The organism is Companilactobacillus halodurans (assembly GCF_009600985.1).
In the GTDB taxonomy this organism is placed as follows: Bacteria; Bacillota; Bacilli; order Lactobacillales; family Lactobacillaceae; genus Companilactobacillus; species Companilactobacillus halodurans.
Genome location: NZ_VDFP01000009.1, coordinates 20,041 through 44,009 on the forward strand (window position 1 = coordinate 20,041; position 23,969 = coordinate 44,009).

20 protein-coding genes and 1 tRNA gene are annotated in these 23,969 nt (G+C 36.0%); 20 read left to right on the forward strand and 1 reads right to left on the reverse strand.

Annotation, left to right across the window (positions count from 1 at the left end):
• The first annotated feature begins 92 nt into the window (after window positions 1-92).
• From FHL06_RS05815 to FHL06_RS05860, 10 genes are all read left to right on the forward strand, one after another.
• Window positions 93-1,262 (forward strand): aminotransferase class I/II-fold pyridoxal phosphate-dependent enzyme, encoded by a 1,170-nt coding sequence (locus tag FHL06_RS05815; protein WP_153385291.1) that lies wholly within the window; start codon window positions 93-95, stop codon window positions 1,260-1,262.
• Between the two features lies 1 nt (window position 1,263).
• Complete coding sequence (locus FHL06_RS05820) at window positions 1,264-2,718, forward strand: ArnT family glycosyltransferase (protein ID WP_153385292.1); 1,455 nt, start codon at window positions 1,264-1,266, stop codon at window positions 2,716-2,718.
• Window positions 2,711-3,691 carry a glycosyltransferase family 2 protein gene (locus FHL06_RS05825; RefSeq protein ID WP_153385293.1) on the forward strand — a complete coding sequence of 327 codons (981 nt, stop codon included), beginning with the start codon at window positions 2,711-2,713 and terminating at the stop codon, window positions 3,689-3,691. The genes FHL06_RS05820 and FHL06_RS05825 overlap by 8 nt, the downstream gene beginning before the upstream one ends.
• Window positions 3,692-3,696: 5 nt before the next feature.
• Complete coding sequence (locus FHL06_RS05830) at window positions 3,697-4,131, forward strand: hypothetical protein (protein WP_153385294.1); 435 nt, start codon at window positions 3,697-3,699, stop codon at window positions 4,129-4,131.
• On the forward strand, window positions 4,131-4,595 hold the full coding sequence (locus FHL06_RS05835) for a SprT family protein (protein WP_153385295.1): 465 nt from the start codon (window positions 4,131-4,133) through the stop codon (window positions 4,593-4,595). The genes FHL06_RS05830 and FHL06_RS05835 overlap by 1 nt, the downstream gene beginning before the upstream one ends.
• Window positions 4,596-4,631: 36 nt before the next feature.
• Window positions 4,632-4,717: transfer RNA gene (locus FHL06_RS05840), tRNA-Leu, on the forward strand.
• Between the two features lie 168 nt (window positions 4,718-4,885).
• Complete coding sequence (locus tag FHL06_RS05845) at window positions 4,886-5,734, forward strand: helix-turn-helix domain-containing protein (protein ID WP_192917951.1); 849 nt, start codon at window positions 4,886-4,888, stop codon at window positions 5,732-5,734.
• 57 nt (window positions 5,735-5,791) lie between these two features.
• Entirely contained in the window at window positions 5,792-6,292 is a 501-nt protein-coding gene (locus tag FHL06_RS05850; RefSeq protein WP_153385297.1) for an SLAP domain-containing protein, read from the forward strand.
• A gap of 498 nt (window positions 6,293-6,790) precedes the next feature.
• Window positions 6,791-7,279, forward strand: a complete 489-nt coding sequence (locus tag FHL06_RS05855) for an SLAP domain-containing protein (protein ID WP_153385298.1) — start codon at window positions 6,791-6,793, stop codon at window positions 7,277-7,279.
• A 545-nt stretch (window positions 7,280-7,824) separates the two neighbouring features.
• Window positions 7,825-10,665 (forward strand): SLAP domain-containing protein, encoded by a 2,841-nt coding sequence (locus tag FHL06_RS05860; protein WP_153385299.1) that lies wholly within the window; start codon window positions 7,825-7,827, stop codon window positions 10,663-10,665.
• Between the two features lie 61 nt (window positions 10,666-10,726).
• On the opposite strand, the gene FHL06_RS05865 is transcribed toward FHL06_RS05860, so the two are convergent.
• Window positions 10,727-12,034, reverse strand: a complete 1,308-nt coding sequence (locus FHL06_RS05865) for a DUF6056 family protein (protein WP_153385300.1) — start codon at window positions 12,032-12,034, stop codon at window positions 10,727-10,729.
• 239 nt (window positions 12,035-12,273) lie between these two features.
• Between FHL06_RS05865 and rbsD the strand changes: the two genes are divergently transcribed.
• The 10 genes from rbsD to ligA all read left to right on the forward strand — a co-directional run bounded on the left by rbsD (window position 12,274) and on the right by ligA (window position 23,965).
• Window positions 12,274-12,669: a D-ribose pyranase gene (gene rbsD / locus FHL06_RS05870; protein ID WP_153385301.1), complete on the forward strand. Its 396-nt coding sequence runs from the start codon at window positions 12,274-12,276 to the stop codon at window positions 12,667-12,669.
• A gap of 13 nt (window positions 12,670-12,682) precedes the next feature.
• Window positions 12,683-13,591: a ribokinase gene (rbsK, locus tag FHL06_RS05875; protein ID WP_153385302.1), complete on the forward strand. Its 909-nt coding sequence runs from the start codon at window positions 12,683-12,685 to the stop codon at window positions 13,589-13,591.
• Window positions 13,592-13,780: 189 nt separating this feature from the next.
• Window positions 13,781-13,981 carry a cold-shock protein gene (locus FHL06_RS05880; protein ID WP_153385303.1) on the forward strand — a complete coding sequence of 67 codons (201 nt, stop codon included), beginning with the start codon at window positions 13,781-13,783 and terminating at the stop codon, window positions 13,979-13,981.
• A 144-nt stretch (window positions 13,982-14,125) separates the two neighbouring features.
• Window positions 14,126-15,304, forward strand: a complete 1,179-nt coding sequence (locus FHL06_RS05885) for an MFS transporter (RefSeq protein WP_238333969.1) — start codon at window positions 14,126-14,128, stop codon at window positions 15,302-15,304.
• 117 nt (window positions 15,305-15,421) lie between these two features.
• On the forward strand, window positions 15,422-16,072 hold the full coding sequence (locus tag FHL06_RS05890; RefSeq protein ID WP_153385304.1) for a glycoside hydrolase family 73 protein: 651 nt from the start codon (window positions 15,422-15,424) through the stop codon (window positions 16,070-16,072).
• A 50-nt stretch (window positions 16,073-16,122) separates the two neighbouring features.
• Window positions 16,123-16,704 carry a xanthine phosphoribosyltransferase gene (locus FHL06_RS05895; protein WP_153385305.1) on the forward strand — a complete coding sequence of 194 codons (582 nt, stop codon included), beginning with the start codon at window positions 16,123-16,125 and terminating at the stop codon, window positions 16,702-16,704.
• An 18-nt stretch (window positions 16,705-16,722) separates the two neighbouring features.
• Complete coding sequence (locus FHL06_RS05900; protein WP_153385306.1) at window positions 16,723-17,853, forward strand: ATP-grasp domain-containing protein; 1,131 nt, start codon at window positions 16,723-16,725, stop codon at window positions 17,851-17,853.
• Between the two features lie 3 nt (window positions 17,854-17,856).
• Window positions 17,857-19,152 carry an adenylosuccinate lyase gene (gene purB, locus FHL06_RS05905; RefSeq protein ID WP_153385307.1) on the forward strand — a complete coding sequence of 432 codons (1,296 nt, stop codon included), beginning with the start codon at window positions 17,857-17,859 and terminating at the stop codon, window positions 19,150-19,152.
• A gap of 551 nt (window positions 19,153-19,703) precedes the next feature.
• The gene (gene pcrA, locus FHL06_RS05910; RefSeq protein WP_153385350.1) at window positions 19,704-21,935 is read left to right on the forward strand and encodes a DNA helicase PcrA; all 2,232 of its coding nucleotides are present in this window, start codon (window positions 19,704-19,706) and stop codon (window positions 21,933-21,935) included.
• Between the two features lie 11 nt (window positions 21,936-21,946).
• The gene (gene ligA / locus FHL06_RS05915; RefSeq protein WP_153385308.1) at window positions 21,947-23,965 is read left to right on the forward strand and encodes an NAD-dependent DNA ligase LigA; all 2,019 of its coding nucleotides are present in this window, start codon (window positions 21,947-21,949) and stop codon (window positions 23,963-23,965) included.
• The last annotated feature ends 4 nt before the right edge of the window (window positions 23,966-23,969 follow it).

Below are 23,969 nucleotides of genomic sequence, written 5' to 3' on the forward strand. Positions count from 1 at the left end.
ATGTCTTTTTTTTTCTAAATTATCGTATGTTAGAATAAAGGTGTAATCTTCTAAAAGAGGTGTTTATAGTGAAAAGTGATTTAATCTCCCTTATGAAACCGTCTGTAGTTGCCATTAAGCAACAAGAGATTTTTAAGTTTAATGCTAAAGCAAAGAGTATTCCAGGGGTGGTCAATATGACTGTTGGGGAACCTAATTTCCCAACCCCAGAACATATCAAAAAAGCCGCCAAAGATGCAATTGACGACAATGAGACACATTATACTGTGCCTGAAGGCATTCATGAACTTTTGCATGCTGTGGCAGACTATTTACATGACAAATATGATCTGAATTATGATCCTGAAACTCAAATCATAGCCTCAGCGGGTGTAACTGAGGGTGTATTCTCAGCATTCAATGCAATTTTGCAAGACGGTGATGAGGTTTTGATTCCTTCACCATCATTTACGATTTATGGACCGGATGCCGACTTCAATGGTGCCGCACCAGTTTATATTGACACTTCAGAGACAGACTTTAAGGTCACTCCTGAAGCATTGAAAGAAGCATTTAGAACTAATCCACGTATCAAGATTTTCTTGCTTAATTTCCCAAGTAATCCTACTGGCGTTAGTTATACAGAAGATGAACTGAGAGCATTGGCAGACGTCTTGAAGCAACATGATGTTTTTGTGATCAGTGACGAAATTTATAGTGAATTGACCTATAATTTCAAGCATGTGTCATTTGGTAAAATTTTACCTGAGCAAACGATTCTTTTGAATGGATTGTCTAAGTCGCATGCTATGACTGGTTGGCGTTTTGGTATTATTTGTGGACCAGCAGCAGTTATTTCGCAAATCAATAAGATTCACGAATTAGCTACAACTTCTATTTCATCAATCACGCAATATGCAGCCTTGGAAGCCTATACCAACGGGTATGACGATCCAATTTCTATGAGGGATCAATACAAGGCAAGACGTGATGTTTTACATAAGGGCTTAAACGAATTAGGTTTCGATTGTCCAGATCCAGATGGGGCATTCTACCTATTTGCTAAGATTCCTGATGAATACGAACAAGATGATGTTAAATTTGCCAACGATTTACTAGAAAAAGAACACTTAGCAATTTTGCCAGGTAGTTTCTTCGGTGTTGGTGGTAAAGGTCATCTCAGATTTAGCTATGCCGCAAGTATGGACAACATTAATACTTGTGTATCTAAATTAGGGGACTTCCTAAAGAAGCCGCAGAAAGTAGCAAATATCGAGGAGTAAAATGCTAAGTAAATTTCAAAATGTTATTAGCAAATTAATTATTATTTGCGTGGGAATCTTTACATCTGTTGTATTGATTCAAATGGGAAGTTTCTACACAGTAAATTATCTAAAAATTGAACCAGTATTAGCAATACTGGTTCTTCTTTGTGCCATTATTCTTACTTTAGGAGTCGGTTATCTGCTGTTTAGGATTCGAGACGATGATTTAAAACTCAATCGTTTGATTTTAATTAGCATGTTGTTGATATTTATCTTAGTTGCTGTAATTTGGTTAGCAATTGTTCCTAAAACGCAAATCAGTGATTTTAAGGCCTTTTGGACTACAGCTCCAAAGGCTTTGTCGGGGAAAAATATTTTTGTTCACGATAATGATTATTTTGCTAAATGGGCCTATCAAACTGGCTTTTTAGTTTATGTTATGGGCGTCGTCAAAATTTTTGGGCACCATGTCATTGCGGTTCAATTATTGAATGTTTTCTATCAAGTTGTAATTTTGTATTTGGTTTATCAGCTTTCCATCAAATTGTTCAATAAAGTAAAAATTGCTCGTTTAGCCGTATTTTTACTAATGATTGACCTAGATTGGTTTGCACTGAATAGCCAAGCTGATAATCAATATATCGGGATGATGTTTTTCTTATTGACGTTTTATTTAATTCTAAAGGACCGTTATTGGTCTTATATTTTAGCCGGAGTAACTTTGGGACTTGGCAGTATTGTTAGACCGATAGGTCCAGTTATTATTGCAGGAATCGTCGTTTACGCTTTATTGTTCTTATTTATTTCTAATAATAAATTCGATTGGTCTAAAATTTTAAAAGTTTTGATTACGCTAGTTATTTACCAAGTGATTTTTTCTGGAGCTGGCTTAATGGTCAAAAGTTCCGGTTTAAACTCTTTTGGGCTCTCGAATCGCGATTCGGAGTGGAAATTCGTCGTTGGACTAGATGCTAATTCAAATGGTTCATATGATCAAGGGATGGTGAACCGGTTTGATTTAAGTGAAAGCCGCAACAAGATGAGTAAAAAGGAACATCAAGTCATCAAAGAAAATGTTGCTAATTTGAATGCAACGCATGGTTGGCTGAAATTATTCTGGCATAAAAATGAAACGCTTTGGGCTGGAAGATCAGGAACAATTGACTTCACAGGCTTAGAAACTAAACATTCTCTAAGTTTAACTAATCATATAAAGCTTCTTGGTTACTTAGGAAGCGTCATGCTGATTATCTTTTCTTGGATTGGTTCATTATGTCTCTGGAAAAAATCGCACGATAAAGAGATGTTTTTGATATTATTACCTTTGATGGCATACGCTGTTGTACAATTATTGATTGAAGTGCAGGGTCGCTATCGACTCGAATTTTTACCTGTAATTGCAATTTTAGGTGGCTTAGGTCTCTTTAAGATTTGCGAATGGGTTGGATCGAAATGGGGAAAAGTTAATGTCTGATTTATTTAAGTTAAGTATTGTCGTTCCTTGTTATAACGAAGAGGAAGTCTTGCATGAAACGACCAAAGAATTAATGGCAATTTTACAAAATTTAGTTGATGAAAGGAAGATTACTGAAAATAGTAAAATTGTTTTCGTTGATGATGGTAGTCGTGATAAAACTTGGCAATTGATCGATGGTTTCTCAAAACAGTATCACTTTGTCTCTGGGGTTAAGTTAAGTCGTAATTTTGGACATCAAGGCGCTTTATTGGCCGGTGTGACGAGTGCTTCCAAGGATTCTGACGCCGTTATAACGATAGATGCCGACTTGCAAGATGACGTCAATGCCATTCCTAAAATGGTTGATGAGTATTTAAAGGGAGCAGAAGTAGTCTATGGCGTTAGAAATAATCGTGACACTGATACTGCCTTTAAACGGGGTACTGCTGAACTATTTTACAAGTTCATGGGATTTCTAGGCGTGAAACTTGTTCCTGATTCAGCTGATTATCGATTGCTCAGTCAACGAGCTTGCGATGTTTTATTGAGTTATCAAGAAAGAAATCTCTTTTTGCGAGGAATCGTTCCTTTAGTTGGATTCAAATCGGCTAAGGTCTACTATGCTAGAAAAGAACGATTTGCTGGAGAATCGAAATATCCATTGAGAAAGATGATTAAGTTTGCGATGGACGGTATCACGTCATTTTCAATCGTTCCAATCAAAATGATTATGGGCTTAGGTTTTCTAATTGTTTTAATTAGTATTTTGCTGTTGATTTACAGTTTTGTTAGAAAAATCAATGGTCACGTCGTCGTAGGTTGGTCGTCATTAATGATATCCATCTGGGCCCTTGGTGGTGTACAATTGATTAGTATCAGTGTCATCGGCGAATATGTTGGTAAGATTTTTAGCGAAGTTAAACAACGTCCAAGATTTACCATCGAAAAGGATATTTACACTGAAAAGACTCAAGAAGAAAATAAGAGGTAATTGTTATGAATGCCGCACAAAAGAAAGCTATGAATTATGGTCAATTGATCAATGAAACTGTTCAATCGATTCAAGATGAACAAGATAAGTTAAATCCAGAATTTGAAAAGATTCGTGACGCTTTGGATCGTAGCAAAGTGGATAAAATGGATGATGTGGAATATGCAAGGGTTCAAAAAGATTTCACAACCGGAACTAAGAACTATCAAACAACTTTAGCTAAATTGGAAAAGGGCAAAGCTCCTGCTCGTTTGATGGGTACGCATATTTCATTAGTATCTGCATTTAAGAAGTATGTTGAAGCTTGTTCAGAAATGACAACTAGTATTGGTGACAAGAAACAAGTTGATCGCCACAGTTTTGATGAAGCTGAAAAGAAACAAGACGAATACATGGATAAGTTTTCAAAACTAATTCAAAAGTTGACTAATTTAGCCTAATGACTGATTTAGAATTAACAGAATTAATAAAAAAGGTTTCCCAAGATGATTTTGGGAAGCCTTTTATTCACTATGCTTGTTTTAATAATCGTTTGAGGACGACTGGTGGCCGTTTTCACTTGAATGATCGTCACATTGACATTAATCCTAAAATCTATCAAGACTTTGGTTATGAAACCTTGGTAGGTGTGATCAAGCACGAATTGTGTCACTATCACTTATATAATGACCATTTGCCAGCTCAGCATAAGGACCGAACTTTTAAAGCTTTGCTGAAGCAAGTGGGAGGTTTGCGTTATTCTCCGATAACTAGTTCCGTGAAGAATCGGAAGTATCATCTTTATCAATGTCAGAACTGTCATCAAACTTATTTTCGAGTCAAAAAAATCAATACTAGACGTTTCGTTTGCGGTAAATGCCACGGTCATTTGAAATATCTCAAGGACATTCAAAAATTGCCTTGAAAATTTTCTTAATTATGTGTATAGTATTACTCGTACGCGGGTATGGCGGAACTGGCAGACGCGCAAGACTAAGGATCTTGTGGAGAGTTATCTCCGTGGAAGTTCGAATCTTCTTACCCGCATCAGTTAAGTAGTTGAACATCTGTTCAACTACTTTTTTTGTGTATTTTGGAAATATAAAATCTTATAGATTTGATTTATTTAATATTTGTAACCCATATATGTATATTTTTGTTAGTAATTATAGTATTATTGATAAATGTCAAAGCAAAGATAGGAGTGTGTTGCCATTGTTTCTTGGATCTATTATTTATAATAAACGACGAGAAATGAATTTAACTCAAGTTGAGCTGGCTCAAGATGTTTGTACTCAAAATACTATTAGTAAAATAGAGAAACATAATGTTGCACCAACTGTAAATATTCTAATCAAAATATGCCTAAGATTAGACTTAACTTTAAACGATGTATTTAGTGAATTTTCATCTAAAGCAAACAATCAAGAAAATATTCTTGATAAAATTGAAGAAAAAGCCTTACTAAAAGATATTGATGGTTTGGATAAAGAGATTGATTCATTACGAAGTAAATTGAGCAACGATGATTGGAAACAATACGAGTTGATCAATGGTGTTTTGGACTTTTGGAAGAACAATATTGAAACTTCAATGTTTACGTTCGATAAGGTACTACAATATACCAAATCTGATGAAACTGATGTTTATACTTTATTAGCTTATTTGTTCAAAGGTTTACGATACTCGAATCAAGGTTTTGCCGATCAAGCATCATATTATTTCAAAATGATCACTGCAGCCTTTGAAGAAGAAAAAGATATCGATAATGCCAGTGACTTAGAAATTCTCTTTATTTATAAAATGATTGCTCAATCATTTGACGAAATGAAGTTATATGATGATGCTTATCAACTAAGTCAAGAAGGATTAGATTTTGCTCAAGAGAGAAATGTTTCATATTTCTTAGATGAGTTGAACTATTCAGCTGCTTTAGCCTTACAAAATGGCGTTAATCATAAACAAGCTTATGAAGACCATTATAATTTAGCTTATTATCTAGCTAAATTAAATGATAACAAGTCATTAATGCATGATATAAAAAACATGCAAAACATTGGTTAAATATGTTTAAACAAGTTATACTTTGGATAGTCTAAGGAGACTAAGGAAGTATAAAAAATGAAGAAAAAATTTGTAGTAGTGTTATTCATTCTTCTACTAGGTTTTGGATTTTCATTTATACCTGTCCAAAGTGTCAAGGCTGAATCCGTGACTAGCGGGTACTTTGTCGATGCTTATCGCACTGCAGAAATGTATAATTCAAAAGGCGATTCGCTCGATAAGGCTGTATCAGAGAATAGTGATTGGTATCTTGGTAAAACGATTGATATCAATGGAACAAATTATTACCAAATTGGGAAAGATGAGTATTTGAATTCAAGCGATAGCTATATTTATCGCGATAGACCGGAAGTTATCCGAGTTACGACTGATGAGGATGTCCCAGTTTATGATCACAACTTTGTTGAGAGTTCCAAAGTCGCTCTAGCTCCTGGTACTTATTGGTATTCAGATCGTGTGATTTCCACTTCAGATGGAATGCCATTCGTTAGAATTGCAACTGATGAGTACGTAGGTATGTGGTACGTCATTCAACAATCTTTTACAGAAAAATACTAGTTAGAACTTAGAGAAAAATTTTTCTCACGAGTTCAAAAGAGACTATCAATTTATTTGATGAATTGGTAGTCCCTTTTTTAGTCTTTAATAGATAATGAGTGAAAATTTGTATTTAAGATAAAATTTTGTAAAAAATATTTTTTTGGAAAAGATTATCTTCATGTAATATATGTCTACGAAAGTAAATAGTACCAACGTTTATAACATTTTCTTCTTTTTTTGATAATATTTATATAGAAATTTTTATAGAAAAAAGCAAGAAAAATTAGAGTTTTTTGTTGTAATAGTGGATAAATGCTTGTACTATTAAGTTGCTTATAATTATGCCGAAAATGTATGAGCAGTGTGTGAAATATTAAAATATTTGTTCTATGAATTTAAAAAATCAATTTTTGTGTACGCTATTTTTCTGCCAAAAAATAGTGTACGAGGGAATTAACGACAATATAGTGAGGTCAAAAATATGAAAAATTTATTTTACTCTTAGTGTGCGCACTAATGGGTGCAGGAAGTGCTGTAACTAGCACAATTGGGGCAGCTACTGACGTAAATGCTCAATCAGTAAGCCAAGGAAATTATGCTCAAGTAAGTAGCGACGAAGCACAGCTGTATAACCAAAATGGGGATAAAATCAACGTTGCTTTGCAAAAAAACAGCACTTGGAAAGCTGCTAAAACTCAAAGTATCAATGGTACTGATTACTTCCAAGTCGCACCAAATCAATTCTTGAGTTCAAAAGATGGATTTGCATACAAAAACCGTCAAATGACTATTAAGGTTCAATCACTTGACGGTGCTGATAAAGCTGTTAAAGTTTATGATCATAATTTAGTACAAAAAACAGACGTATCGCTTGCACCTAATAGCAAGTGGGCTACAGATACAGTCATCAATACGTCAAACGGTATGCCTTTCTTACGTGTTGCTCCTGATGAGTACGTTGCCATGTACGATGTCGTTGAACAACAATTTAAGGCTACTATTTAATTATAGTGTGTGTGAAATATTAATCTCTAAAAGATGTTTGTGGTATGCCGACCATGAACATCTTTTTTTGTCTATATTTTTATCAATTCTCATGTACACTGCCAATGTACTTAAAATTTAATTTCAATATATCCGAGGTCAATCTTTATTACAATTCGTAGTTTACTATCGATATTTAATGATTTTAACTCATTTTTTGTAAGAGACTTTTTCCAAAAGTGAAATAAAAAATAATCGGTTTAATACTAACTGCTTATAAGCCTTGATATTAAAGGATTATAGCGCTTTATTATGAAATATTATTTGTCGAAATTTAGTTCTGTTAAAAGAAAAATTGATTGAATATTAACAAAATATTGGTTCTATGAAAAAAATTATACCGTAAATCGCTCTGTACTAACGGTCTATATATTCGGTAATCTTGCCAATCGGTTGAGGCAGTTAAGCTAACGCTGATTGTTTATATAATATTGTCTCATGATTATGTTTGGTATCTCGATAATAACTGATTAATATAGCCCTTGAAACAGAAAAGGGTGATTGAAATGTTAATAAACAAAAAAGGAATCTATATCGGTGCAACGCTGTTTTCAGCGATGATATTGACCTCATTGTCAGATCAAACCGTTAAAGCAGATGCGACCAGTACTGCAGATACTGGTACGATCCTAACGTCGAATAGTAATGCTGATGATGCGACTTCAAGTACTGATTCAACTTCTACATCTAGTAGTCCAGAAGTATCAACTTCCTCAGGTTCTGAGTCTAGTGGAGCCACTTTGAATACAGGAACGACGCTCTCAACTGGCTCAACAATTACCAGTTCAGACACCACAAGCACAGCTCCGACTACTGGTGCTACAACTACACCTAGTTCCAATAATTCTTCAAGTAGTTCGGATGATGATTCAACAGCTGCCACAGGAACCCCTAGTTCTACCTCCAGTTCTGGCACAACTGTAAGTACTGGAACAACGATTTCTACAGGTGTAACTGGAACTAGTCCAACTGATTCGACAAGTACCGCTGCAACACCAAGTACTTCAACATCAGGCAGTACAACCTCAAATGCTGCAACTTCAAGTACTTCAACAACGGGAATCACAACTTCAAGTACTACAACTTCAGTTACTACAGCATCGGGTACTACAACACCAAGTGCTTCAACCTCAAGTACGACAACGACAGGAACCGCAGCATCGGGTACCACAACACCAAGTACTTCAACCTCAAGTACTACAGCATCAGGTACTACAGCACCAAGTACTTCAACCTCAGGTACGACAACGACAGGAACCACAGCATCGGGTACTACAGCACCAAGTACTTCAACTTCAAGTACCACAACGACCGGTACCTCAACCTCAGGTACAACAGTCAATACAAATGCTGGAGCAGCAATAACTACCACACCATCTAGTAACGCAACGCCACCTAATATGAGTGGCACTACAACGTCAACAACTCCAAGTCCAGGTACGACCACGCCGACAACGCCGACAATTCCTAGTGATTTGTACACGATACCTAGCGATGTTACTGACGACACCGTTGTTAATTTTACAGATCCTATTTTAGGTAAAATGGTTGATTATGGTTTGAATATTCCAAACACTACGCCATTGACTGTTGGTGCTATCAAGAAATTCACTGGTTCAACATTGAATTTAATGTTGACCAATTTTGAAATGAGAAATCCCACTGAAGTAGGTTTGCCAGCTTCACAAAGTACTACGTCAATGAGCGACCAAGATGATGTTCCAATTGAAAGTTTAAATGGTTTGCAATATTTACAATTTTTACCTTCCAACGTAACGATTTATTTACAAGTTATGCTTGCTTATGACAGTAATGCTGATACTAATTTGACGCCATTATATAATCTAAAGTTTAACCAATTGATCATTGATGGAGATTATAGTAATTCAAATGGCAAAGAAATTGATGTCAGTCAATTTGCAAATATCGATGTTACACCAATTAGTTATATGGAAATGACAGGTATTACGAAGTTATCTTCAGATAGTGGTTTAAATGATCAAGGATTAGCTGAAGCTGCTCCTACTTTGATTAAATTTGCTAATAATGATCAAAGCTATCACCTGATTGAATTAGGTGATTCTGCTATCACTGATTTTACGCCACTAAAAGGCGTTGAAACTGGCAAACCAGTAACTATCGTTGCAGCAAATAACACCTTATCTAATCCAACGCCAGTCTATGCTGTGACCGGTCAACCAATTGAGTTTACCGCTCCCAAAGTTTTAGACATAGATGGTAAAGATATAGCTAATACTTATCACTTCTCTTATTCAGGTCCTCAAGCAAATCTAGTAGATGATAATTTGGATAATTTAGGCAATGATAATTATCGATTGGTCGGTGCTGATCCTAGCGCTAAAACATTGATTTACGGTCATTTAGGTTGGAACTATAGTTCTAATGCAGATGCTTATATTAGAGAAGTCAACAATGGTACAACTTTTGAAACGATTATCACTAATGGTCAACCATTGATTTGGCAAGCACATCCTAATGTTACTTTAAATTATGTCGATACTACGGGTGCTCCCATAACTGTAAATGGAGCTTCTTTGACAAAGACGATTGATGGAGAAAATATCGGCGACAGCTTTGATTTAACAGCTGACGGAGCAGTGGATGGATATGCTTTGAGTAATCCAGAAGCTTTGAAGGGCAATTACACACAAAATCCGCAAGTCATAAATTTGGTTTACACAAAGAATCAAACTTACGACGACGTACCGGATTTTCCAGTAACCCCAGCAACACCGCCGTCATCAACGACCCCACCAAGCAATCCATCTAATGATCAACCAAAGAATCGGATTGAAGTAAAAATTACAGACGTAAAAAATATCAGTAATAAGACAGATGCAGCCCTTGCTTCTTCAGGCGTTGAAGCAACCACAGAAATAAATGGTGCCAAATATTATCTAGTCGGTTATAAGCAATGGGTTTTGGCAAAAGATTTTGTATCTGAAAAATCAGGGATTGTCAGAACCTTCAATAGAGCAACTGAGATAGTACATGCCAACGGAAAGACTGTCACACGAACTTTGAAGGCTAATGCTCCTTTTAAGTTTAAAGGTATCGTGACAATCAATAATAAATTGTATTATCACGTAGCCACCGATGAGTATGTAGAAGTCGAAAAATCAGTTCTATTTACTGAAATGCCAATGAGTTCGATTAAAACTATGAAAAAAGCATCGCTTTACAATTCACAAGGCGACATTTTAACTGAAGAATTGCCAAGTGGCACTGTTTGGAAGACAGATGGCTACGCAATTATTAATGGAGTTAAGATGTATCGTGTTGCTACAGATGAATGGGTCGACGAAGCACAATTAGATCTTTCATAAGATTGAATTTAAAAAAACAGGTGATTTAGGATTTTTTCCTAAAATCATCTGTTTTTTTTGATTAATTGTTTTCTTTTTGAATAACTTCTTTGTCAAATTTCTTCATATAATTTGTGGGATTCTTGATATGCTTTTTATTAAGTTTATTAGCAATGCTTGTCCAGTCATTATAGCTGATAGGCAACATTTGACGATTTTTATTGGTTACATAAAGTTCCGCAAAGTTTGTATCGGATTGAATCGGTGAAGTTGCCCAAATATAATCGGTGTTTTTATATTGTGGGAAATATTGCGTATTTCGTTTGAGACTATTTTGATAAAGTGAATATTGAATTTGCATGTTAAAAGTTTTGTGATAATCATGCGAGATTAAATCCATTCTTAATCCTAAGGCTAATGAAATTATCGTTACGATTGGCAAAATGAATTTTTCGTAAGCTGACAATAATAAGTCAAAATTGATTATGACAATGGCTATCAAGAATAGGTAGGTTGCAAAAGTACATCTGGAACCAAAAGGCGAGACGACTGCAAAGGGCAATACGGCAACGTAACCTGACCAAAGCAAGGCAAAGTTAGCAATTTTTTGCTTTTTATTTTTCAGTTTCAAAGTGTAAAGAATTATTGCAATTGTGAATATCAAAAGGGCTCCCAAAAGCAGGATTAATTTCTTTTGGTCCATAGTTTCAAAATAGTGAATCATGTTGCCGGAATTTTTTGAGTCCAGCGAACGATAGGAGTCTTTGCCCGTTAAAACAGTTATGTAGGCTTTGTTGATAAACATTAAAAATGCACCAATAATATTTCCAGCAATTGTTAATTTAAGAATCTTTTGAAATCTTTTTCCAAAATGTTTTCTTAGAAAAATCCAGATTAAAATTCCGTTGATAACATTTAGAACCGTTATGTGTTCAGCAAAAAATTGTGCGGCAATTGAACCTATAAAAATCAGGATTACGCTTGTTCGATAGTAGTGAACTTCCTTGTTATCATAATTTTTCAGGATTAAAAAAAGCATCAATAACGGAAAAATCGCTGACGTGACATAGTTGGAAAATCCAGAATGCCACCCCAGCGTTTGTTTAAAAATTGTCTTGGGCATTATTAATAAAAATGTTGCCATTAAGGTCGATGAAACCAATCCTAATGATTTTGGTGTAGCAATTTGGTCTCTAATTTTTTGAATCAGATAAACGATTGCTGTTACAAAAGTCCCGTAGGCGATAAACGCAACAGGACGTATTTTGGTCAACAAGATGACGAGGAAGTCTCCAAGATATCGCCCGTCGTATTTTAAAAAGATTCCATTAGGAAAATAATTGCTACCAAAATACGTCCCCCAGTGAAGATCATCCCCTAAAAGCGGCATCTAAAGTCCGATAAGACCAAAGATGACAAAGACTATCAGATAGTAACTTAATTTAATTGTTCTTTTCATAGTGATTCCTTTTCTTGTTTATATCTTAGGATATTAGAATGTTTTTTAAAATTTATCAAGTATTTTTATAAACTTGCTAAGCTAGTCAGCATATTGATAGAATATTTACTTGGATAATAGGACATGGTAGTATTGGTCCTGAAAACGATTGCAGAAAAGGTGAGAATTTCATGAAAAAAACGAGGGTTATTAACTCTGATATATCGCGTGTCATCGCCCAAATGGGCCATTTTGATACCATTGGAATTGGTGACGCAGGCATGCCAGTTCCAGATGATACTGAAAAAATCGATTTTGCGCTTGAAGCAGGCATACCTAGTTTTATGCAAGTTCTAGAAAATATTTTAAGTGAATTAGAAGTTCAAAAAGTTTATCTGGCTGAAGAAATTAAAACAAAAAATCCAGATCAACTAGCTGCAGTTAGAAAAGTAATCGGCGAAACACCGATTGAATTTATTCCACATGAAGAAATGAAACAGAATTTGAGTAGCACGAAAGCATTTATCCGTACTGGTGAGGAAACACCATATTCAAATATCATACTTGAAAGTGGAGTCGTCTTTTAAAGGGGTTTTAAATATGAAAAAAATTGTTGTCTTAGGTTCCATAAATGTTGATATTATTTTAAATATTGCTCGCTTGCCTTTACCTGGCGAAACAATGGCAATGCATAATCGTTCCACTGCTGGTGGTGGAAAGGGAGCCAATCAGGCTATTGCAGCCGTACGTGCTGGTGCCGACACTTCGTTTATTGCAAAAATCGGTCAAGATCGAACAGCTGACTTTATGCTCGATACTTTTAAGTTTGATGGCTTAAACTTGGATCATGTCACAAAGGATGAAAAGGCTGGAACTGGCCAAGCATATATTTTGTTAGATGACAATGGTCAAAATAGTATTTTGATTTATGGTGGTGCCAATCAAACTATTTCAATCAAAGATGTCGAAAATGCTAAAGAAACGATTGCAAACGCTGATTGTTTGATTACTGAGTTTGAAACGCCCATGGAAGCATCAAAACGTGCCTTTGAAATTGCTAAAGAAAATAATGTTTTAACAATTTTAAATCCAGCTCCAGCTAAAACTGATATTCCTGAAGAATTGCTGAAACTCAGTGATATCATCGTTCCCAACGAAACAGAGGCGGAAGCGATTACAGGAATTAAGGTCACAGATGAGAATTCTATGGTAAAAGCTGCAAATAAATTACATACAATGGGTATAAACAATGTTATAATAACCGTTGGTGACAGGGGATCGTTTTATTCACAACCTGGAAAAAATGGATTCGTTGACGCCTATAAAGTTAACACAGTTGATACTACAGCCGCTGGTGATACATTTATTGGATATTTAGCTTCGAAACTAGATTCCGATTTGGGTAATGTTGAGGAAGCTATGCAATTTGCTAGCAAGGCCTCATCCATTACCGTACAGACTAAGGGAGCGCAAAATTCGATTCCTTATGTTAAAAATGTTGAAATTTAAGTAATTGTAAAGGAAACTTTACACTATGCCGATTGTAATAGTTCATCAATCATGTTAATATAAGAGTTGTATTTTTGAATGGTGAATGGTTCGAATGGTTTGAATGTTTCGTATTTTAGACTTTCTTCCATGATGTACCACGAAATAATGCACAAAAATAAATATTTAGTTATCAGGAGGAATAGTCTGATGGAACACGGAACAGTTAAATGGTTTAACGCAGAAAAAGGCTATGGTTTTATTACACGCGAAGATGGTAGTGACGTATTTGTTCACTTCTCAGCAATCCAAGGTGAAGGTTACAAGACCCTTGAAGAAGGACAATCTGTAACATTCGATATCGAAGATAGCGATCGTGGCCCACAAGCTTCAAACGTTGTTAAGGACTAATTAATAAACTTTGAGCAAAAAGCTAACCCATTCGGGTTAGCTTTTTTTAGTACCCAAATTTACCAAAAATTTACATTAAATTTACGTTAACTAAACAATCCAAGGTTATTATTGTTACTTAAAAATAAGAATTGAGGATAAATAATGCAAAATGGTTGGCAAAGAAATTTTAGAATTTTGTGGTTTGGCAGTTTAATAGTTGGCTTGTGCAATGCAATGACAATGCCGTTTATTGTCTTGTTTATCAATACGTTAGGAAATTTTAATCGAACAGAATTGAATCTCTTAGGAGCAGCAGCCTTTTCAATAACTTATTTGTGTAAAGCAATTGTATCGCCATTCTGGGGTCGCTTAGCAGATTTAAAGGGTCGCAAATTGATGTGCTTACGTGCTTGTGGGGCTATGACGATGACTATTTTTATGGTGGGAATTGCACCAAACGTCTGGTTCTTATTATTCTTTCGTGGCCTTCAGGGAGCTTTTTCAGGATACATCAATAATGCTAATGCTTTAATGTCTGTTTCCGCACCAAAAGGCATTAGAGGACGAGTTATGAGCAAATTGATTACAGGCGATATTACCGGCACATTAGTTGGACCGATTATCGGGAGTATTTTAGTAACTTTAGTCGGTTATCGAGGTTCCCTTTTTACAGCCAGTTTTTTAATGTTGCTGGTATTTTTAACAACTCTATTTGGAGTTAAGGAAAACTTTATACCTATTTCTAAGGAAAAATTACAACCAGCACTGCCAGTTATGAAAAAAATTGGTGCTGGATTTTTTATTGCCTTATTCGGTTCATTATTAGCTGTTCAAGCGACAACAAATGCAATTACGCCTTTGATTAGTTTATTAGTTAAAGAATTGAATGTTGATTCGAGTCAATTAGTCATGTTAACCGGAATCGTCTCAGCGGCACCAGGCTTGGCCACGATAATGATGGCAAATAGCGTTGGTAGGCTGATTGATCGATTAGGTGCGTTGAAGTGTATGATTATCTTCTTAATGTCAGCGGTAGTTTGTTTGACTTTGACCAGCTTGGTTCAAAATGTTTGGGAACTATTGATTTTGAGATTCATTTTAGGAATATCTGATGCTGCCTTGATTCCATCGATTCAGGTTTTGACAGTTCAGAGCGTTCCTCAATCGGTCTTTGGACGGATTTTTAGTTACAATCAATCAGCCCAAGCTTTTGGAAATGTTCTTGGTCCAGTTTTAGCGGCAGTGATTGCGACTGGTTTTGGCTACAAGAGTATTTTCCTATTTTTCCGCAATTTTAGAACTATTAGCCTTAGTATCTTGGCTGATTTATGCAAAAAATAAACAAATAAAATGGCTGTTTTGATTATCTAAGCAAATTTTAAATTTCTGTTTCAAATCACAAAAAGTTCAAGAATATCCGCTATAATTAGTATTAATAAACTACAAAGGATAGATCAATTGTCACAAAAAAGGAGATACAGGACTCATCGTCGTTATCGGCGCAAGCGTAGCAAAAAAAAGAATAATACAACAACTATTATCTTAATAGCAATCGTTGCAGTGTTTGTTATCAGTTTTTTTGGATACAGGAGATATGTCCAATATAAGAACGAAGCACAAGTTGAAATGGTCCAACAAGAACGTAATGACTTTGTAAAAAAGGTTGCCCCATATGCAATGGAATTAGGTAAGCAATATGGAGTTCTACCAAGTATTACAATTGCCCAAGCAATTTTAGAGAGTGATTGGGGAAATAGTACTTTGGCTAGCAAGTACAATAATTATTTTGGTATTAAGGGAGAAAATCCTAATAATACCAAGGTTTTGCAAACTAAAGAGTACACTAACGGTCAGTGGACTACCATCAACGGACGCTTTCGGGTTTATTCGGATTTTCGTGAGTCGATGAAAGATCATACAAAATTACTTGTTGATGGTACGACCTGGAACCCGCAACAGTACAAGCAAGTGTTGCAATCCAAAAATTATATTGATGCTGCCGTTGCTCTTCAAACTGACGGATATGCGACTGATCCTGGATATACAAGTAAAATTATTCGGATTATCCAAAAATATAATCTTAAAAAGTACGATGAAGGTATCAAGTGAAAAACAAAGTATGATAGACTCTAATTATTCTATTAAATAGGGAGAACGCAATGAAGGAATTAGAAGAAAGAATCAGAACCGATGGTCGAGTTTTAGGCAAAGATGTGCTTAAAGTTGATAGCTTTTTGAACCATCAAGTTGACCCAATGTTAATGGAAAAAATGGGCGAGGAATTTTACAAGCACTTCAAGGATTCCGGTATCAACAAGATTTTAACTGTTGAATCTTCAGGTATCGCTCCAGCCGTCATGACAGGCTTGAAATTTCAAGTTCCAGTAGTATTTGCTAGAAAGCACAAATCAGTAACATTGAGCGATGATCTATATACATCAGAAGTTTATTCATTTACGAAGAAGACTTCAAATCACATTAGTATTGCTAAAAAATACTTATCCAGCAGTGACAAAGTATTGATCATTGATGATTTCTTAGCTAATGGTCAAGCTGTAAATGGCTTGAATACAATTATTGAAGATGCCGGAGCAACTTTAGCCGGTATTGGTATCGTAATCGAAAAGTCCTTCCAAAAGGGAAGACAAATGATTGATAAATCAGGAACTCCAATTTATTCATTAGCTCGTATCAAGGCTTTTGATAATGGACAAGTGGTCTTTGAAGAAGAAGACGATTAGTAATGAGAAGGTGGAATTATGACTTTTATTGCGCCCGGTAAAACGTTAGGCATAATAGGCGGAGGCAGTGAAACATATATTTTTGAATTAGAAGCTAAAAGAATGGGCTTTAGAACCATGCTTTTGACCGACGAAGAAAATGATATTGCGACACAAGCAGCTGACAGCTTTTTGGTCGGTACGTTGGAAAATCTCGATAATCTAAATGAGTTGGGCAATAGAAGTGATCTGATTCTTTATATGGATGAAGATTTTGATAGCAGTCTTTTGAAACAGCTGGGCGAGAATTTTAATGTTGCTCAGGGAGCAAATCTGCTAGAAATTGCTCAAGATCAGTATATTGAGCGAACATTTTTGAACGATTTGAATATTAACGTTCCACCATTTTTCTCGATCGTAACTGTCGACGATGTAAAAAAGGCAGTCGAAGAAATCGGTTTTCCCTGTATTTTAAAACCAATTCAAAACAACCAAGATATTTTGAAACGTCATATTCTGTACAATGATGAAGATGTGTCACGCGTCCAAAGATTGTTGAAAGACGGAACATACATTTTGGAAGCTTGGATTGATAAACAAGATGAATATTCTATTATGGTCAGTAAGAGTAAGGATAAAAAAATCCATACTTTTCCAATGATCAAAGAAATTTATGATGGCACGCATCTGATGAGTTCTTTTATTTATAAAAAGAATGATCCTGATGTGGAAGCCGAGATGCAAAGAGTTGCTTTGATGGTAGCTGAAAATATCGATTATGTAGGAATCTTTGGAATCGGATTTATCCTATCGCAAACTGGGGTTTTATACGTCAAACGCATTTTCCCAGGAATCGATTATTCAGCAAATGTTTATCAAGAAGCAACTGGTATTTCACAATTTGAATTACATATCAGAGCCATCTGCGATTGGCCGATTCCCGAAATATTTCCCATGGTCAATGCAGCGAGCTTAAAGATTATTGAAGGCAATTTGCCTCAGAGTTTGGACTTATTGCAAGAAAAAGCTCAATGGAAATTTAACTATTACACAGGTTTTAAAGCTAAGAATCAAGCCGACCGAGATGTCGGATATATTTCAATTTTCTCAGACGATGTCGAAGAATTAAAAAATGATATCTTAACAACTAATATTTGGAGAGTAGAATAATTCATGATTGATAGATATGTAACTGAACAAATGAAACCAATTTGGACTGACCAAAACAGATTTCAGGCTTGGCTTGAAGTAGAAATTGCTGCCGTTGAAGGCTGGAGCAAAGAAGGAGAAATTCCTGCTGAAGATGCTAAACTAATTGCTCAAAATGCTAAGTTTGACGTTTCTGAGATTGCTGAAATTGAAAAAGAAACTAAGCATGATGTAGTTGCTTTTACAAGAGATGTTTCACGTTACCTTGGACCAGAAAGAAAGTGGGTCCACTTTGGACTTACATCAACTGATGTTGTTGATACAGCTTATGGATACTTGATGAAGCAAGCTAATGATATTATTCGTGAAGATCTCAATGAATTTCTCGAAGTAGTTAAACAAAAAGCTTTGCAATATAAAGACACGCCAATGATTGGTAGAACTCACGGAGTGCACGCTGAACCAACAACTTTTGGTTTGGTATTAGCTAACTGGTATTCTGAAATCAAACGTGACATCGAACGTTTCGACCACGCAGCTAAAGGCGTAGAAGCTGGAAAAATCAGTGGTGCCGTTGGTAGTTATGCTAATGTTCCAACCAGTGTAGAAAAATTCGTCTGTGATAAATTGGGCATCCGTGCTCAAGAAATATCCACACAAGTCCTACCACGTGACCTCCATGCTGAATACATTCAAACAATGGCCTTAATAGCCACATCAATTGAACGATTTGCACTTGAAGTACGTCACTTGCAAAGAACTGAAGTTAGAGAAGCTGAAGAATATTTTGCTGCTGGACAAAAAGGTTCCAGTGCTATGCCACATAAGAGAAACCCAATCGGTTCAGAAAATGTGACTGGTTTAGCAAGAGTAATCAGAGGCCACGCCTTTACAGCTCTTGAAGATATGCCATTATGGCATGAAAGAGACATCTCTCACAGTTCAGCCGAAAGAATCATTATTCCAGATACAACCGAATTGTTAGATTACATCTTGAGAAGATTTACAAAAATCACAAAAGATTTAACAGTCTTTCCAGATAAGATGTTAGAAGACATGAACATCACACATGGCTTAATTTACTCACAAAGAGTCTTATTGAAACTAGTAGAGTCCGGATATTCCAGAGAAGAAGCCTATGACATCGTGCAACCAATGACAGCTAAAGCTTGGGATGAAAAGAAAGACTTTAGAACCATGCTAGAAAATGATAAGAGAGTTACAGATAAATTGAGCGATGAAGATTTAGATGATGCGTTTGATTATCATTGGCATTTGAGAAATGTGGATGAGATATTTAAGAGAGTGGGATTAGAATAGAGAGTGAAGCAAGGGCGGTCAGCCCACGAGGATTAAGACCAATATCTCAGGTGGTTGTGAAACAACCGCCCGAGATATTAGACTTAACCGGAATGGGTTGCCCTTGCGTAACTCGTTTCCACTATGCGGCAAAGGTGCGTGTAGTTTACCCCAAAAAGTAAGAATAAAATAGCCTTAGGTGCAGTGAGTTGCCCCGTCGTAACTCGTTTCCACTATGCAGCAAAGAAGCGAGTAGATTTAACCGGAATGGGTTGCCCTTGTGTAACTCGTTTCCACCATGCAACAAAGAAGCACGCCGTTCACCCAAAAAAGTAAGTAAAGTGATTCACTCTTAAAAACAAATTAAATCAAAAAATAAAAAAAGATGTTTTACCTATGAACTCTCCAACGAGAGTTCAAATAAAGGTAAAACATCTTTTTCTGTCCACCAAAAAACCGTAGTACCTTTTTCGCTCTAACATGAAAAATTTGCTACAATATAAACAGCTATTTTAAGCACAACTAAATTTTTTTACACAAAGATTTGAGGTATTTTTAAATTGGACGATACTATGTTAAAAGGTCTTAACCCGGAGCAACAAGATGCAGTTAAGGCAACACAAGGACCACTCTTAATTATGGCTGGCGCCGGTTCTGGTAAAACACGTGTTTTAACTCACCGCGTAGCCTTTTTAATTGAAGAAAAAAATATTATGCCTTGGCATATTTTAGCAATTACCTTTACTAATAAGGCTGCTAAAGAAATGAAAGAAAGAATTGGCAAATTACTCGATGAATCTGCCAATGACGTTTGGGTCTCAACTTTCCACTCTCTTTGTGTAAGAATTTTAAGAAGAGATATTGATAAGTTGGGGAAGTCCAAGAGTTTCACCATCGCTGATCCTAGTGAACAGAGAACATTGATGAAACAAATTTTGGTCAGAATGAATTTGGACCCTAAACGTTATGATCCAAGAGCACTATTAGGAACTATCAGTAACGCCAAGAATGAATTGCAGACACCAGCTGAATTTGCCCAAGTAGCTGCTTCGCCATATGAACAAACGGCTGCTAATGTTTATGATGCCTATGCCAAAGAAATGGATCGCAATAATTCACTTGATTTTGACGATTTGATTATGCAGACCAATCAGTTATTCGAAGAAAATCCTGACGTTTTGGAAAAGTATCAAGAAAAATTCCAATACATTCACGTCGATGAATATCAAGATACCAATGAAGCTCAATATAAATTGGTCAAACAATTAGGTGCTAAATATCGTAATGTCTGCGTAGTTGGTGATGCTGATCAGAGTATTTACGGTTGGCGTGGAGCAAACATTCAAAACATTATGAATTTTGAAAAAGATTATCCTGAAGCAACGACGATTAAACTGGAACAAAATTATCGTTCAACGAAAACTATTTTAAAGGCTGCGAACGAAGTTATTAATAATAACGGCAATCGCAAACCTAAAGAGCTTTGGACTGACAATAAAGAGGGCGACAAGATTAAGTTTTATCGTGGTCAAAATGAATCTGATGAAGCACTCTACGTCGTCGACCAAATCAAAAACCTCCTATTAGAAGGTTTCAATTATGGTGATTTTGCTGTTCTTTATCGAACAAATGCTCAATCACGTACGTTTGAAGAGGAATTGCTTCAAGCTAATATTCCTTATAAGATTGTTGGTGGACATAAGTTCTACGATCGAAAAGAAATTAAAGATGTTATGGCCTATTTGCGTTTAGTGGCTAATCACGATGATTCAATGAGTTTTCAACGAGTTATCAACAGCCCTAAACGTGGAATTGGTCCAGGAACAGTAGACAAGCTTCAAAATTACGCTGACGAACATGGCTGGTCGCTATTAGAAGCAGCTGAAAATATTGAATTGTCGCCTTTATCAGCTCGTCCTCGAAAAAAAATCGGTGACTTTGCTAAAGTAATCGACAATTTGACTAAGTTAGCTCAAGACCAATCAATGACAGTTTTGATGGACCACTTATTGGAAGATTCTGGTTATGTAGAAGATTTAAAACAACAAAATAATTTGGAATCACAAGCTCGTGTGGAAAATATTGAAGAACTTTTAACTGTTACAACTCAATTCGACCAAAGCTATGAACCAGATCCAGAAGTGGATGAAACTCGTTTAACAACTTTCTTAACGGAATTGTCCTTAGTTAGTGACCAGGATGATTTAGAGGAAGACCAAAAAGAAGTAACACTGATGACTTTACATGCTGCTAAGGGATTGGAATTTCCAGTTGTCTTCTTAGTTGGAATGGAAGAGGGAATCTTCCCATTAGGTCGTTCGCTTCTTAAAGAAGACGATCTTGAAGAGGAACGTCGTTTGGCTTACGTTGGAATTACTCGTGCTGAAAAGAAACTTTACTTAACTAATGCCGTCAGTCGGATGCTTTATGGCCGTCTACAAAATAATCCTACTTCAAGATTCGTTGAAGAAATTAAGGATGACGCAATCGACCCAGTGAACAGCAATGTTGGCAATGTCTCAAGTGCAGGCAGAAACAATAGACCTAATAGAAGACAAAATCGCTTTGCTGCAGCAACAACGGCTTCCTTTAAGTCACCAACTTTGAAGTCAAAAGGTGCTTCCGGTGCTGAAAAATTAAGTTGGAATGTTGGCGATAAAGTCGATCACAAAAAATGGGGTCAAGGAACAGTCGTTAAAGTTAATGGTGCAGGCAAGAATGCTGAACTAGATATTGCCTTTAAGAGTGAAGGCGTTAAGCGTCTGTTAGCTGAATATGCACCAATTAAAAAAGTTACTGATTAAGAGGTGGAAACATGGCAGATTTGACAAAAGAACAAGTTAGTCAAGAATTGGAAAAGATTCGTCCACAATTGAACAAGTGGCGTGAAGATTATTACACCAAGGACGCGCCTGCGGTCGAAGATAATGTTTACGATAAACTTTATAATCGTCTTTTGGAATTGGAACAAATGTATCCCGAATTGGTAACGCCAGATTCACCTTCTCAACAAGTCGGTGACGTTACCTTGCCTGATTTCAATAAAGTTACTCACGATATTCCCATGCTTTCAATGGGGGATGTCTTTTCTGAAGCTGAATTAGCAGAATTTAACGATCGAATTGAAAAAAATGTTGGACATGAAGTAGATTATAATGTTGAATTAAAAATTGATGGTTTATCATTATCGTTGATTTATGAAAATGGTATCTTAGTTCAAGGCTCAACTCGTGGTAACGGAACAATCGGTGAAAATGTTACCGAAAATGTTAAAACGATTGCTGATGTTCCACAAAAATTGAGTCGTCCACTTTCCTTTGAAGTTCGTGGCGAATGTTTCATGTCAAAAAAGGAATTTTTACGCTTGAATCAAGCACGTGAAAAAGATGGCCATCAAGTTTTTGCTAATCCAAGAAATGCGGCTGCTGGTAGTTTAAGACAATTAGACCCTAAAATTACGGCTTCTCGTAAATTGGCAACTTTTATGTATACGATCGTAACTTTTGATGATTTGAATGTTCCAACCCAACATGATGCTTTAGAGACTTTAAAAGAATTAGGTTTTAACGTTAATCCTACGGCTAAAGTAACTACTGGCTTAAAGGGCGTTAAAGATTACATTGAGCACTTTGGAGAATTACGTGACAGTTTGGATTATGGAATCGATGGCGTCGTTTTGAAGGTCAACGATTTAGGTCTTCAAAGAGATTTAGGCAATACCGTTAAAGTTCCTCGTTGGGAAATAGCTTATAAATTCCCACCTGAACAAGCTCAATCAAAAGTCTTAGATATTACTTGGACGATTGGGCGAACTGGAGTGTTGACGCCAACAGCGGTGATGAATCCAGTTAGTTTAGCGGGTACGACTGTTGCAAGAGCAACTTTGCACAATGAAGATATGATTAAGCAAAAAGATATTAGAATTGGCGATACCGTCTTGCTGCATAAAGCGGGCGATATTATTCCAGAGGTTTCTCAAGTCGTTTTAGATAAACGTCCTAAAGATTCTAAACCAGCACAAATCCCTACTCACTGTCCATATTGCAATTCAAAATTGATTCACCTTGAAGATGAAGTAGCTTTAAGATGTATCAATCCTAAGTGTCCAGCTCAAGTTAAAGAGCAATTAACGCATTTTGCTTCACGAAATGCAATGAATATTGATGGATTAGGTCCTAAAATTATTGAACAGTTGTATACTAAGAAGTTAGTTCAAGATGTTGCTGATATTTACAAATTGACAGCTGACGACTTGAATACTTTAGATGGTTTCAAGGAGAAGTCAATCAACAACTTATTGACAGCAATTGATAATTCTAAGAGTAATTCAGTTGAACGCTTGATTTTTGGTTTAGGAATCCGTCATGTCGGTGCCAAAGCTGGTCGAATTCTGGCAGAACATTTTGGCAACTTAGATAATTTGATGGCAGCATCAACGGACGAAATTTTAAGCGTGAATACTATGGGTGAAATTATTGCCGACAGTATTTCAACTTATTTTGCAAATGATGATGTTAAAAAGTTGATAAATGAACTAAAATCAGTAAATATTAATATGAATTTTATTGGTAGTTCAAATTCTAATGAAACAAATGTACACTTTACTGATAAAATAATTGTTATAACCGGAACATTGGAAAATTATAAACGTTCAGAATTGTCGCAGAAGTTGGTGGATCTCGGTGCTAAAGTCACAGGTTCAGTTACTAAAAAGACTGATCTGTTGATTGCAGGAACAAAAGCTGGTAGCAAGCTAACTAAAGCTCAACAATTAGGAACGCAGATTATTGATGAAGCAACATTGTCTGATTATTTGGATGATGCCAAAGAGTAGGAGA